This window comes from Jeotgalibaca ciconiae (genome assembly GCF_003955755.1).
In the GTDB taxonomy this organism is placed as follows: domain Bacteria; phylum Bacillota; class Bacilli; order Lactobacillales; family Aerococcaceae; genus Jeotgalibaca; species Jeotgalibaca ciconiae.
In genome coordinates this window covers 1,580,756-1,594,211 of sequence record NZ_CP034465.1, presented here as the reverse complement: position 1 = coordinate 1,594,211, position 13,456 = coordinate 1,580,756, and the positions used below count along the sequence as shown (strand labels likewise).

The window sequence follows — 13,456 nt, the reverse complement described above, 5'->3', positions numbered from 1 at the left end:
TTAGATTCCAGACAAGTTAAATTCAACTAGATCGCCGGCATCCAATTCTTGTTCTTGTGCTCCAACAAGTCCCATTTCCCCGTTCACGTCAAACAACCAATATTTTCCAGCATCTTCGTCTTGTTGGTGACCATTTATAGAAGTAATGAAACCATTCTCTTCAACGATTTCATAATTTTCTTTCAATACATCAAGTAAAATTGCACCTGATTCAATTTCAATCGTCTTGCTGCCATCTTCAATTTCTTCCCCATCTACGGCAATACTTATCGTAACGGTAGAAGCTTCTGGATCTTCTTGCACGACAGCTGACTCGGAAACGCTGCTTGTGTCCACGTCATCGGTTGCAGTGGTGCCACAGGCAGCCAAAGTAATACTTGCAAAGAATAATAATAACCACTTTTTCATCATGGTAAACCCTCCCTTTATATGTGCGATAGAGAACCCATCCTCATGCAGGCAGGGACTGTTTTTTTTTAGAATAAGAAAAGCGGACAAGTCCGCCTTGACCTATGAAAAAATAGGAAATTTGACCCTGAATGAGCAGCGAAGCGCGCAATGGGGCAAATTTATCTTTTTTTCACTAGGTCAGGACTTGGAAGCTAGACATTGATGGCTGAACTTATAATCCCCTAGTCTATAAAAAAACTATGCGTTCGCACACATAGACTCTATGTAACTCCTGCTTTTCCTCGAAACAGTGTACATGCATTTGAGCATTCTAGGATAAAAATCTGACTTGAACATCATTGATGCTCTCACAGTGGCGGGACCGTGTTGGATTTACACCAACTTCCATATCCGAGAAGTCTTTGTATTGGAACTCTATCACTCATTATTGTAGCGGACGCTTGTTTTATTAGCAAGTTGAAACAGAGCTTAATAAGGGTTATTATTTTCTCTCTTCGCAAAAATAATCTATACTTAACATAGAATAAATGCCGTTACTTTAGTCACTCGTGTTGTATTTCCAGCTAAAAATTGAAAGGAGAAATAAAAATGGGACAATTCAAAAGTTTTGTAAAAGGATTAATGATCGGAGGAGGATTAGCCTTATTGTTTGCTCCTAAACCAGGGAAAGATTTACGAAAAGATTTGATGCGTAAAGCAGATGACACTCGTGAAAAAGCAGAAGATTATGCGGATGATTTAGCAGAAAAAGGGAAAACGGTAGCAGAAAATGTAAAAGATACTGCTAAAACAGTAGGTAAAGATGCTAAAAACACTGCGAAAGAAAATTTTACAAATATGAAAGATCTTGCCGAAAAATCGGCAGAGACCATTGAAAGAAGCTTGGAAGACACTGCGAACGAAGTAGATACAGACCACGAAGCTAATGAAGGATATAAAAAACCATTTCCCAAAACACAGCTAGATCCTAAAATCCCAACTACTGATACTACTGGAACAACAGGTACAACAGATACGCCTATTTACCCAGAAAAATAGTGAGATAAGCTGAATCACTTCTTTACATAGTCGAGAGGAGTTTTCCTATGACAGTCATTGCTTTTCTTTTGTTAGTGCTATTAGCAGCTATTGCTTTTTTGAACATGGAAACCATTGCTCTTAATCTCTTCTTTATAAGTGTGTCTCTTCCACTTTGGGCACTCATTTTAGCGGTGGCTCTCGCAGGGATGCTTATTGCTGCACTCTTCTCAGGAGCTACAAGAGGAAATGCCCGCGCACGTCAGGAAGAGGATAAAGAAGAGCTTCGTTTAGAACTGGAACAAAAAGAAAAAGAGCTAGAAACAGCAAACAAGGAAAAAGAAACCATCGCTAATAAAGTACGCCAGGAAACTGAGATGGAGTTCCAAATGCAGCAAAAAGAGGAAGAAATTGACAATTTATACAGGCGGATTGCATTAATGGAAGAACAAAATCAAAACTATGATGAAAAAAATTCTAATGAGTCTAATCCAACTGATGATGAAGTTATTATTATTCCTGCAACTGATCAATCGGATGATTACAATGAAAGTTATCCAAACAGTCCAACGGTAGAACCAGAAACTTTAGATCTTAAAGAAGATGCTGATTTAAGAGACCGTAAAATATAGGCTCTATCATTTCTGGTGTTGGTGCTTCAAAAAGGTGACGAAAGTATTCTACCAACACGAAAAAAACCAGCAGAAGCTGGTTTTTTCGTGTTGGTAAAATTTTCTGCCATCGATATCCAGCGTGCCAGATCAGACTTGTCCCGCTTTCTCATTCATTCAGGATTACTATACTCATTAAATAAGTGAAGTAAGTCCGTTGTTGCTTTTCTTGAACGTTCTAAACTCTTAATATTTTCATCGTACCGCTTCGTCATAAATCGATAAAATACAATATCTACTGCATACAGTTGGCTTAGTAAGGAAATCGTCGCTCCACTTCGTAAAGGGGCTTCGACCACATTGGCAGTCTTCAATGCAAGTTTAGACAGTTTACTTAATGGATTGTTTGTTTCTTTTGTAAGAGAAATCGTATGCAGCCCCAACTCATTTGCTAAGTGCATTAAAACGAGTCCCTCTTTTTTCTCCCCACTATTAGAAACCCCTATATATACAGATCCTTGTGGAGCAATTGCCATCGATGCTGCTAGTTCATGTTGATCTTGCGAACAAGTCACTTGCTTACCTAAACGAGTAAATTTCTGTTTAATATCCATTGCCACTATATAAGAAGCTCCCAGTCCATAAACATATATGGCGGGGCATTCTGCAAGTAAATCCGCAACGCTCTCAATTAATCCATCCTCAAGAGATGTGTTGGTTTTTTCCAACATATAATTTGTATTCATGAGTAGTTTTTTCTTAATTTGTTCCAGCTCTTCGCCCGGAAGAATATCAGTATGTAAATCTTCTTGCAGCATATTCGTTTGTGCAGAGAGTTGTAATTTCAATTCAGTAAACCCTTTTACATGGATTGAACGACAGAAACGAATAACCGCTGCAGCACTCGAATCAGCTCTTTTTGCAAGTTGCGCTGCATTCATCTGAATAACATTCAAAGGGTCTGATATGATAACCTCTGCAATTTTTCTTTCTGACTCAGGAAGTTCAGAATATTTATCTTTAATGGTTAATAAAATATTCTGTTGTATCATCAGATTGGCCCCTTTCTTATTAATGAACAAAAGGGCTGACTTCTCAATCAACCCTTTTTCTATTTTAGTTACAATTTCTGAACGTTTTATTCAGCAAAACCATTTTACTATAAATTAGCTAACAAGTCCTCTGTATTTGTAGTCGATCCATCTAATTCTGTTGGCTCCATTGCTTCTTTTGGAACACCAAAGAAATACGTTACGATGAATCCGCCGATATAAGCTGCAACTAATCCCAGCACATATCCCCACCACATTCCATCTGGAATTAGTGGAATCAATGCAACTCCGCTTGGTCCGATTGCAGTAGCACCAATGTTTCCAATTGCACCAATCACAGCACCACCGATACCACCACCAATACACGCTGTAATGAATGGTCGGCCTAACGGCAAGCTCACTGCGTAAATCAATGGCTCGCCTATCCCTAAGATACCTACCGGAAGAGAACCTTTAATAATATTTGTTAGCTGTTTGTTTTTACGGCATCTTACCCAAAGCGCAATTGCCGCACCGACTTGTCCTGCACCTGCCATCGCTAAAATTGGCAATAACAGAGTTTTTCCTGCTGGAGAAGCAATCATTTCAATATGGATTGGTGTTAAGATTTGGTGTAAACCAAACATAACCATTGGCAAGAACAGCGCTCCTAAAACAAATCCGGCAAATGCTCCACCAACATCCAATACCCATGTAATTCCGCCAACTAGACTTGTTGAGACAACTCCTGCGATCGGCATGATGATAAAGATTGTCAATAATCCTACTACTAACAAAGTAAGGGTTGGCGTAACAATAATGTCAACAGCATTGGGAACTACTTTTCGAAGGTTTTTCTCCACTACTGACAGCAAAAACACTGCAACGATTACGCCAATAATACCACCTTGATTCGCCGCGAGTGGATCACCGGTAAAGATATTTTGTAAGGGTGCTTCTGGATTCATACCATTTAATAGAACCACTCCCCCAATAATTCCTCCGAGTCCTTCTGTCGCACCAAATACTTTAGCTGCATTAATACCTACATAAATATTCAAATAAGCAAATAGTCCATTTTGAAGAATTTTTAAAACACTGAAAATTGCATTCCATGCTTCTGCATCGATGGTACCAGCGGTCATTAAATTCTGAATAATGGAAGCAATCCCACCGATAATTCCTGCACCGACAAATGCCGGAATCAATGGCACGAAAATACTTGCAATGATTTTTAAGGCACGTTTAAATGGAGTGTTATTTTTTTGCTTTTGTTGGCTTTTTACTTCTTGCGCTCTTCTCTCTGCTTCTGCACGTCCAGAGGTCAGTTCTTTATCCAGGTTCTCTGGAACCGTGTCTCCTTTTTCTTTACCAGCCATGTCTGCCATTTCTACGGCTACTTTATTAGCAGTCCCCGGTCCAACAACTACCTGAAGATTATTTCCATCTTCTACGACCCCCATAACTCCGGTTACTTTTTTAAGAGCATCCACATCTACTTGATTCTCATCACGAAGATCAATTCGAACACGCGTCATACAATTATAAACTTTACTGACATTTCCAGATCCGCCAATTTTACTGTAAATATCTTTTGCTAATTGTTGTTCTTTTGAAGCCATCTTTATTTCCTCCTCTTATTAGAAAAATCCGTTGATAGCGGGCTAAAAAATCATAATTTCTATTGCTCTACGGTATGATGAATAAATCCTTTTGCTCGAACCAGTCTTTCCTCAGCCTCCTTTTTATTTGTGCCTGTTAACAGCATGACAATTGCCAATTTCACTTGCTTGCCAGAAGATTCAAATGCTTTCTCAGCAGTTTCATAATCACAATCTGTCGCTTGCATAATAATTCTTTTTGATCGTTCTTCCAGCTTTTCGTTGGTTGGTTGCACATCGACCATTAGGTTTTGGTAGACTTTTCCGATTCCGATCATGGAGCAAGTCGATAACATGTTTAATATTAACTTTTGAGCGGTACCTGCTTTTAACCTTGTTGAACCAGTCAAAACTTCTGGTCCTGCATCCACTTCTATAGGGATTTCGCTGTATTTACTAATTTCTGAATTTTTATTACATGCAATCGTTGCAGTCTTTGCACCTACAGAAGCCGCATATTCCAATCCGCCGATTACGTAAGGTGTTCTACCGCTCGCTGCAATCCCCACAACCGTGTCTTTTTCTGTTAAACCTAGTGCCTTCAAATCTTCTTTTCCTAATTCTTTCGAATCTTCCGCACCTTCTACTGCTTTTGTCATCGCTTTGTCTCCGCCAGCAATTAAGCCAATTACCATTGACGGCGAAACACCAAATGTCGGTACACATTCAGCAGCATCCAAAATACCTAATCGTCCGCTTGTCCCAGCACCCATGTAAATCAAGCGCCCATCTGATTCAAAAGACTCAACAATGGACAAGACTGCTCTCTCAATTTGTGGCAAGGCTTCTGAAATAGCAGCGGGTACTTTTGCGTCCTCTTCATTCATTTGCTTTAACACTTCTGAAACGCTCATTTCGTCCAGTCGTAATGTCTTTGGATTCCTTGTTTCAGTTGTTAATTTATCTAGATTCATTTGTTACTCCTCCCAAACAATCTCAAATTTTTGGCCCGGACCACAATACTCTAACAAAGATAATTCATCTTCAGATATTCTGCCTACTACATTTACTCGTTCGTCTTCCGGTAAACTCCGTTTGGTGATTTGCACTTCTCCGGCATACCTGCCGTACTCATCATTATCGATTGTAATTGATCCAATTGACCGTTTCATGATTGTTCCTTTTTCCATGGGTCCGCTGCTTTTTAGCCGTGATTCTTGGCTACGAATAACATCCCTCGCAGCATCCATCCGATTCGTATGCTTGCCAAATATCCGTTCTTTTCCAACTGCATCCGTCAAAGCTACCGCATGAAACAAAATCGTTTGATTTTTTAAATAAGAAGAGAATTTTTCCAACGTTTCTTCCTTAACCTTCGGATCTCCAATATAAACTTTATCTACAAAACAATCTTGTTCTAATTCTAAAGCTGCCCCCAATGGATGACTTTCACGATGTTTTTCGAGAGTAGGCAGCCCTTCGTGCAAAGGTCCTCTTTTTTCTTCATCACCAGGAACAAATGCCATTACTTTTAATCCAGCTTTTTTCAGCCATTTATTCTGCTTGCAAAAATCCTGCTTTCCTAAACCAGTCTCTGGTCGCGGATAGTAATTATGCCATGCTTCCATGCGAGAAAAATCAGCATCACACTTTTTTAATTCTTGAATGTCGTTTTCTGAAATTGTACTTGCATTCAAAACTACATTCATCTGCTTACTAAGCTTAGCGACATCTTCCATTGCCACACCATAATCAATTCGAATACCCGTCAACCCCATATCCATCAGCGGAGTGACATCATCCAGTGACACATTTAATTTCTCTAACGCTGAACCGGAAATATCTACTACGAGTTCGATTTGTTTTTCTTTTGTAAATTCCCCTAGCTTTTGTAAACGAGCAAGATATTTGCTATCATCATCTTCAGGGATATGAATGGATGTAAAAACACCTCGAAAGCCGTTTTGGTATAGCTGATTCATATAGCTGATGGTATCGGAATTTATTTCTTCATTTAGAAAAACTGAAAAACCATACATACAAGCCCTCCTCCTTGAAAACGTTTTATTTCACTTTCATTATAACAACTTGAAATTATATTTCAAGTTAAACGTTTAAATTAATCCGTTTTGTATGTATGAAAATAAAAAAGAGATTATTTTTGGGATTTTTTTCATTTTTTGTAAAATAAAATTTTAAGGTGGTTATTATGCAACGTTTATACTTTGTTCGTCACGGTCAAACAGAATTGAATGCAGCAGATCATGTTCAAGGAGGTGATATCGATTCTCCTTTACTTGAACAGAGTAAAGAAGATGCCATCAAGACAGGAAAATATTTAAGCGATAAAGCTATTTCTCATATCATTAGCAGCCCTCAGTTACGAGCGCTGCATACAGCTCGTTTAATTCGAAGCCAATTTAAGCAAGCCATTCCATTAGAAGAAGATTCATTGTTAAAAGAATTTGGTTATGGGAAATGGGAAGGGTTATATATCCCAGATTTAGCAGAAAAGTATCAAGAAATCTTTTATCATTTAAGAAATGAACCACACCTCTATGATCCCTCTTCTTTTGAAGGAGAGACATACACAAGTTTGATTACAAGAGGAACAAAATCGATCCTACACCATGCTAAAAAATATCCAGATTCTGATTTACTATTTGTCGGCCACAGCATTACCTTAACATCAACAGTATTATCACTAGCAGGATATGATCTAAAAGATATCCGTTCTCAAACTCCCATGGCAAATACAAGCATTACTCGTTTAATCAGAGATGGCGATACATTTTCATTGGATTCATGGAATTATATCGACCATTTAAACGAATAAAACAAAATAAAAGTCACTGACTGACCTATAGTAAGGGAATCAGTGACTTTTATTCATTTAAGTAAGAAACATAATCCAGCTCTTCTTTCTTTTAATACTATTGAAGAAAAACGCTTTGTATCGTATAATAGAAGTTGTTTCTTATAAAGAAACTGCATTTCTTATTTATAAAAAAATGGAGGAATAACTTTGAAAAATGAATCATTTTATACACGTTTGAATGCTGACGAGAAATATATCATGAAATGCGTTTATTATGTATTCGCTGTAAACGGTTTATACGGAATGATTATGGGCTCCCTTTTACCTTACATCAGTGAAGCTTATAATTTAAGTGACACAGTAAGTGGTTCCTTGTTATCTTCTCACTATGTTGGAAATTTACTAGCTAGTTTCATTGCTGGAATTCTCCCTATTTATTTGGGCAGAAAAAAAGCCATTATCTTTTTAAGTAGTTTTGTAACAGCTGGATTTTTACTGATGATTACGACCGGAAATCCCTTCTTACTTATCCTGTCTTTCTTCTTTACAGGTTTGAGTCGTGGAAGTATTTCAAACTTTAACAACTCCATTGTAAATGAAATTTCTAATAGTAGTTCTGCAGCTTTGAGTTTCTTGCATAGTATTTTTGCAATTGGTGCTTTGTTGGCTCCTTACTTAGTCATTGGAGCTGTTCACCTAATCGGCGTAAATGGCTGGCGTCTAGCTGGGGTGGTTATTATTATTCTTACAGCACTCTCTATCTTCTTTTTCTCCCGCATGAAAATGCCTGAAGAACCTGTTGAAAGAAAGAAAAAAGTAGTTTCCTATGATTTTATGAAGAAAAAGACTTTCTGGATTTTAGCTGGTACGCTATTTTTCTATCTTTGTGGGGAATCAACCATTAATGGCTGGCTTGTTAAATATTTTGTGGATTCGGGAATTCTCACGATTGGGTACTCTCAATTCTTGGCATCCCTCTTGTGGGTTGGTGTATTGCTAGGGCGTTTAGCAGTTTCCGCTATAGGTGATCGTTTTCCAAGAATCTACGTACTATATGCTTTAACATTAACAACTACCCTATTCTTCGTTGTTTTATTAGCTTCAAGAAATCAAATGATGATTACATTTGCTATTCTCGGGCTTGGGCTTTCTATGGCGGGTATTTATCCAACTACGATTGCAGCTACCGGTGGATTTATCAAAGATTACCCCATGGCTATGGGAATTTTACTGGTATTAGGTGGTATCGGATCCATTGTGATGCCAACAATAACGGGAGCTTTATCTGATCAATTCGGAATTTTCTATGGAATGGCAGCAATCGGAGTAGCTCTAGGCCTTATGATTCTTTGTGTTTTTCTATATGACCGCGACCAAAAAGCCAAAGCTTCTTGAGTCAAAAACTTCTATACATACTTTTCAAAAAGAAGCCAAAGCGCGCTACTCATCACGCTCTTTGGCTTCTTTTTCTTACTCAAATTCATAAAGCGCTCGGTTTACATAAGAGATTGGCAATCCAACAATATTAGGATAATCACCAGAAATCTCTTTGACCCATAAACTAGGCATCTCTTGGATACCATACGCTCCTGCTTTATCCATGGGATTTCCCGTTTTAATATAATCAAAAACTTCTTGTTCCATCTGTTTGTTCCAATCCCAAAACGTCACTTTGCTTTCGACTGAAAAAGTTATTTCCTTTTCCGAGTTTTTGATACTCACTCCCGTAACAACGGAATGAGTTTTCCCTGCGTAGGAACGAAGCATTTCATATGCTTGTGATTCATCGAGAGGTTTACCTAAAATACGGTTTTCATGCACGACCACTGTATCGGCTCCAATGACAATACTCATCGGTTGTTTTTTGAAAATTACACGGGCTTTCTCAGCTGCCAACATTTCTACTAAACGACTTGCAGTTAGAAGAAAAGGCTCTTCGTTGTTCGTTTTTAGTATTTGCTTCTCGATGGACTTTTCATCAATATCCGCTGAAATAACAGAAAAATCGCTGACACAAAGTGATAACCATTCTTTGCGGCGCGGAGATTGGCTGGCTAAAACAATCGATTGCTTCATTCACTTTTTCTCCCGGCTCGTTTTTTCTTTTAAAGCTTTTTCAAAATCCTGTTTATTTTCTTCTAGCTGAAAAGGTGCGTATTCTGGCCATGCCTCATCCAACTCTAACTCATCTTCTTTGCTTATAATCAGAAATTCGGCATTTCGCTTAAACATTCCTTCTAGTTCAGGAATATAGGATAGAAAATCCGATACCTGCTCCAATAAAATCGCTGCACTGCCTTTCTTCTTAAATGTTTTCGCAACTAAATATTTCTTTGTCATAAATCCTCCACTTATTTTAATAATTTGTAACGATTTGTCTTAATTGATGTTCTAATTCACCCATAACTACAAAACGAGCTTTGCGTATCATTTCTTTTCCATTTACGAAAAGAAGGATAGCAGGGACCGTAAATACACTGAATTCACCGGCTACAGTAGGAATTTGATCAGCGTCTGCTTTTATCATTTGAATTTCAGGAAAATCTGCTAAAAGATTTTGCACTTGCGGAAGCACGGCATGGCAGACACTACAATTAATACGGGAAATATAAACAAGCGCAAAATGATGGTTCTTTATAAAACTTTGTACTTCTTCCATTGTTTTTGCTTCTTTATAGGATATCATTTTGCATTCACTTTCCTTTCCAATATTCTACTCTTCCATTATAACATGATATATAATAGGAGAGATGACAGTTTCTAAAGGAGTAATCATAATGCAACTGAAAAAATGGTTTAGCTGGGGAATGGTTATTGCTTGGATGGCAGTAATTTTTTCTTTTTCTGCTCAACAAGCTACCGATTCTGGAAATTTGAGCGGAAGTATTTTAATTTTTATCATGAAAGTCATAAATTTTCTCTTACCTACTATCGAAGTTAATCAGTCCTTTCTTCATCTCCTGATTCGTAAAGGCGCCCATTTTAGTGTGTATCTCATTCTTGGAATCTTAACATCTAATGCCTTACGTCTAAATGGAGTGTCCGGCATAAAACAATTTGGTTTTTCTTTACTTATTTGTGCACTTTACGCTATGAGTGATGAATTTCATCAATCTTTTGTACCTGGCCGCGGCCCAAGTTTACAAGATGTCCTGATTGATAGTTCTGGAGCAACTGTTGGAATTCTTCTTTACCAAGCTTTTACTCAAAAATTTAAACGTTTATAAAGCCTTATTATCTCTTGCTTACTACCCTTTCGCTTAAAGAATCAATAAGCCGATTGATAAAAGCAATAGAGTACGTTACTATGTAGATAATATATGCAGGGGGACGCTTAGCGTTGAGAAGGTTAAAACCTGACCCTTTGAACCTGTTGGTTAAGACCGACGTAGGGAGCAGTCAAACTACGATATTGTTTGAAGTCTTCCTTTTTTAGGGAAGACTTTTTCTATTTTTATACAACAATTGAATCGAGTATGTTGCGGGGGGACGTTTCGGCGTTGAGAAGGTTAAAACCTGACCCTTTGAACCTGTTGGTTAAGACCGACGTAGGGAAGCAAGTCATCCAAGGGATTATTAGGGGTGCTTTCTTTCAGAAAGCGCTCCTTTTGCGTATATGACCAAAAAATATCGGAGGTTATATCATGAAGAAAGTATTAAGTATTGCTGGATCAGATTGTAGCGGAGGAGCTGGTATTCAGGCTGATTTAAAAACGTTCTCTGCGCATGGCGTTTTTGGAATGTCTGTCATTACCTCAGTGGTTGCTGAGAACACCTTTCGTGTAATTGAAACACAAGATGTAAAACCAGACATCATTGAGAAACAGATTGAGGCTGTATTTGAAGACCTTCCGCCCGAAGCAGTTAAAATTGGGATGCTGGCTTGTCGAGAAGGCATGCTGGCAGTTGCGAAAAAATTAAAAGAATGGCAGCCGTCGAATATCGTCATCGATCCTGTTATGTATGCTAAAAACGGGGCTGCATTAATGGATCCAGATTCCATCGATACATTGATTGCCGATGTAATCCCACTAGCAGATATGGTGACTCCTAATATTCCTGAAGCAGAAAAAATGGCGGGTTTTGAAATCCGCAATGAAGAAGATATCAAAAAAGCTGCCGAAATTATTCACGAAATGGGATGTCAATCTGTATTAATGAAAGGCGGACACAGCGAAAATACAAACGAAGCGACTGATATTCTATTTGATGGTACTGATTTTTACTATTTCAGTTCACCAAGAATTCAAACAAAAAACACTCACGGGACAGGTTGTACTTACTCTTCGGCGATTGCGGCCAACCTTGCCAATGGCCTGCCTGTCCAAAAAGCCGTTGAGCAAGCAAAAGCGTATATCACTACTGCCATTACTCATTCTTTGGACATTGGAAAAGGTAATGGTCCAACCCATCATTTCTATGATGTATATAAAAATGGATTACAGGAGGCACTATAATGGTAGAAAAATATATGCAACTAATTAATCAAGTACGGGAACAAAGTCCATTGGTTCATCACATAACCAATTACGTGACAGTAAACGATTGTGCCAATATTACACTTGCGATTGGAGCATCTCCCATCATGGCTGATGCTTTAGAAGAAGCCGCAGAAATTACTCAAATCGCTTCAGGATTAGTGTTGAACATGGGAACCCTCAATAAAAGGACCGTAGCATCCATGATTGAATCCGGAAAAATGGCAAATAAAATAGGTATTCCCGTTATCCTGGATCCAGTAGGTGCAGGCGCTTCTTCTTTTCGGAATGAAACGGCCGCTAAACTTCTAAAAGAAATAAAAGTTAATGTTCTTCGTGGAAATATTTCCGAGATTAAATTCCTAGCTGGCTTAGATTCGGAAACAAAAGGAGTCGATGCTTCAGAAAATGATTGGACAAATTCTACAGATGCTCAAAAAATAGCTCAGGATTTAGCTATTCGACTGGATTGTATTGTAGCAATTACTGGGAAAGTTGACTTTGTCTCAGATGGTAATCGAACCGTCGCTATCGAAAATGGTCATTCCATGTTATCCCAGCTTACTGGAACAGGTTGCATGTGTTCTTCTCTTATTGGCTCTTACTGTGGTGCAGCAGCCGAAAAAACATTTGAAGCAACTGTTACAGCTTTAGTAACCATGGGAGTTGCAGGCGAACTTTCTTTTGAGAAAGCTGGGGAAGTAGGAAATGGCAGCTTCCGAGTATCGTTGCAAGACGCAATCAGTAAAATGAATGAGGAAATGTTAACAAGGAGAGCACTGTTTTATGAAATCTAATATTGATTACAGTTTATATGTCATAACAAACCAACAAGCGATGTCTTCCGAGACAGTTGAGGAGTCCGTTAAACAAGCCATTTTAGGTGGATGTACCATTGTTCAACTACGTGAAAAAGAACTTTCTTCTGGTGACTTTTATGATGTAGCCGTTAGGGTACGGAAAGTCACTTCTGAATTAGGTGTTCCTTTCATTATCAATGACCGAGTCGACATCGCTCTTTCTGCTGATGCAGATGGGGTCCATGTCGGCCAAAGTGATCTCCCGGCCGATGTCGTACGACAGCTGATTGGTCCTGAAAAAATCATGGGCGTGTCGGCTAGCAATTTGGAAGAAGCATTAACTGCTGTAGAAATGGGCGCAGATTATCTAGGTGTAGGGGCTATATTTCCTACCAATACCAAAAACGATGCTCAGTATACTTCGTTAGAAGAACTACAAGAAATTTGTGAGGCAGTACCCATTCCCGTTGTAGCAATTGGCGGAATCGATAAAAAAACAATTCCCGCTTTACAAAATATTCCAATTAAAGGGATAGCCGTTGTTTCAGCAATTGTAAGTCGTCCCGATGTGTCTCTAGCAGCTCAAGAATTGAAAGAACAATTCATCAGATAAGGCCAGTTTATTATATTTGAAGAATCCTAGATTTTATCAGGGAAAACCGAGCATTTAAATACAAACTTTCCTTGAT

The 13,456-nt window shown here is 38.4% G+C and carries 16 protein-coding genes and 3 riboswitches; of the genes, 8 read left to right on the top strand and 8 right to left on the bottom strand.

Annotated elements, in window-relative coordinates; genetic code table 11:
• Positions 1-411 carry a DUF4430 domain-containing protein gene (locus EJN90_RS07565; RefSeq protein WP_126109975.1) on the bottom strand — a complete coding sequence of 137 codons (411 nt, stop codon included), beginning with the start codon at positions 409-411 and terminating at the stop codon, positions 1-3.
• Positions 412-672: 261 nt separating this feature from the next.
• Positions 673-824, bottom strand: a riboswitch (adenosylcobalamin (AdoCbl) riboswitch).
• Positions 825-999: 175 nt separating this feature from the next.
• On the opposite strand from EJN90_RS07565, the gene EJN90_RS07560 reads away from it, so the two are divergent.
• Positions 1,000-1,449 carry a YtxH domain-containing protein gene (locus EJN90_RS07560; RefSeq protein WP_126109973.1) on the top strand — a complete coding sequence of 150 codons (450 nt, stop codon included), beginning with the start codon at positions 1,000-1,002 and terminating at the stop codon, positions 1,447-1,449.
• A 47-nt stretch (positions 1,450-1,496) separates the two neighbouring features.
• On the top strand, positions 1,497-2,060 hold the full coding sequence (locus tag EJN90_RS07555) for a LapA family protein (RefSeq protein WP_126109971.1): 564 nt from the start codon (positions 1,497-1,499) through the stop codon (positions 2,058-2,060).
• Positions 2,061-2,212: 152 nt separating this feature from the next.
• Here EJN90_RS07555 and EJN90_RS07550 read toward each other — a convergent pair whose 3' ends face one another.
• From EJN90_RS07550 to EJN90_RS07535, 4 genes are all read right to left on the bottom strand, one after another.
• Entirely contained in the window at positions 2,213-3,091 is an 879-nt protein-coding gene (locus EJN90_RS07550; protein ID WP_227872468.1) for a MurR/RpiR family transcriptional regulator, read from the bottom strand.
• Positions 3,092-3,198: 107 nt separating this feature from the next.
• Positions 3,199-4,692 carry a PTS transporter subunit EIIC gene (locus EJN90_RS07545; protein ID WP_126109969.1) on the bottom strand — a complete coding sequence of 498 codons (1,494 nt, stop codon included), beginning with the start codon at positions 4,690-4,692 and terminating at the stop codon, positions 3,199-3,201.
• Between the two features lie 59 nt (positions 4,693-4,751).
• A complete protein-coding gene (gene murQ / locus EJN90_RS07540) occupies positions 4,752-5,645 on the bottom strand; it encodes an N-acetylmuramic acid 6-phosphate etherase (RefSeq protein ID WP_126109967.1) in 894 nt (297 codons plus the stop codon).
• Between the two features lie 3 nt (positions 5,646-5,648).
• Entirely contained in the window at positions 5,649-6,710 is a 1,062-nt protein-coding gene (locus EJN90_RS07535; protein WP_126109964.1) for a DUF871 domain-containing protein, read from the bottom strand.
• Positions 6,711-6,880: 170 nt separating this feature from the next.
• On the opposite strand from EJN90_RS07535, the gene EJN90_RS07530 reads away from it, so the two are divergent.
• Both EJN90_RS07530 and EJN90_RS07525 read left to right on the top strand, forming a co-directional pair.
• Positions 6,881-7,507 (top strand): histidine phosphatase family protein, encoded by a 627-nt coding sequence (locus tag EJN90_RS07530; RefSeq protein ID WP_126109962.1) that lies wholly within the window; start codon positions 6,881-6,883, stop codon positions 7,505-7,507.
• A 189-nt stretch (positions 7,508-7,696) separates the two neighbouring features.
• Complete coding sequence (locus tag EJN90_RS07525) at positions 7,697-8,884, top strand: MFS transporter (RefSeq protein ID WP_126109960.1); 1,188 nt, start codon at positions 7,697-7,699, stop codon at positions 8,882-8,884.
• Positions 8,885-8,959: 75 nt separating this feature from the next.
• On the opposite strand, the gene EJN90_RS07520 is transcribed toward EJN90_RS07525, so the two are convergent.
• Genes EJN90_RS07520 through EJN90_RS07510 form a run of 3 tightly spaced genes read right to left on the bottom strand, consistent with a single transcriptional unit; the run spans position 8,960 to position 10,148 of the window.
• The gene (locus EJN90_RS07520) at positions 8,960-9,565 is read right to left on the bottom strand and encodes a Maf family protein (protein ID WP_126109958.1); all 606 of its coding nucleotides are present in this window, start codon (positions 9,563-9,565) and stop codon (positions 8,960-8,962) included.
• On the bottom strand, positions 9,566-9,829 hold the full coding sequence (locus EJN90_RS07515; protein ID WP_126109956.1) for a DUF6718 family protein: 264 nt from the start codon (positions 9,827-9,829) through the stop codon (positions 9,566-9,568).
• Positions 9,830-9,845: 16 nt separating this feature from the next.
• Entirely contained in the window at positions 9,846-10,148 is a 303-nt protein-coding gene (locus EJN90_RS07510) for a thioredoxin family protein (RefSeq protein WP_227872467.1), read from the bottom strand.
• A gap of 118 nt (positions 10,149-10,266) precedes the next feature.
• On the opposite strand from EJN90_RS07510, the gene EJN90_RS07505 reads away from it, so the two are divergent.
• The 4 genes from EJN90_RS07505 (at position 10,267) to thiE (ending at position 13,380) form a co-directional block, all read left to right on the top strand.
• Positions 10,267-10,716 (top strand): VanZ family protein, encoded by a 450-nt coding sequence (locus tag EJN90_RS07505; protein ID WP_126109952.1) that lies wholly within the window; start codon positions 10,267-10,269, stop codon positions 10,714-10,716.
• Between the two features lie 87 nt (positions 10,717-10,803).
• A riboswitch (TPP riboswitch) is annotated at positions 10,804-10,901 on the top strand.
• Positions 10,902-10,962: 61 nt separating this feature from the next.
• A riboswitch (TPP riboswitch) is annotated at positions 10,963-11,062 on the top strand.
• A 71-nt stretch (positions 11,063-11,133) separates the two neighbouring features.
• Positions 11,134-11,946 carry a bifunctional hydroxymethylpyrimidine kinase/phosphomethylpyrimidine kinase gene (gene thiD, locus EJN90_RS07500; protein ID WP_126109950.1) on the top strand — a complete coding sequence of 271 codons (813 nt, stop codon included), beginning with the start codon at positions 11,134-11,136 and terminating at the stop codon, positions 11,944-11,946.
• Positions 11,946-12,764 (top strand): hydroxyethylthiazole kinase, encoded by an 819-nt coding sequence (gene thiM, locus EJN90_RS07495; protein ID WP_227872466.1) that lies wholly within the window; start codon positions 11,946-11,948, stop codon positions 12,762-12,764. The genes thiD and thiM overlap by 1 nt, the downstream gene beginning before the upstream one ends.
• Positions 12,754-13,380 (top strand): thiamine phosphate synthase, encoded by a 627-nt coding sequence (gene thiE, locus EJN90_RS07490; RefSeq protein WP_126109949.1) that lies wholly within the window; start codon positions 12,754-12,756, stop codon positions 13,378-13,380. The genes thiM and thiE overlap by 11 nt, the downstream gene beginning before the upstream one ends.
• The last annotated feature ends 76 nt before the right edge of the window (positions 13,381-13,456 follow it).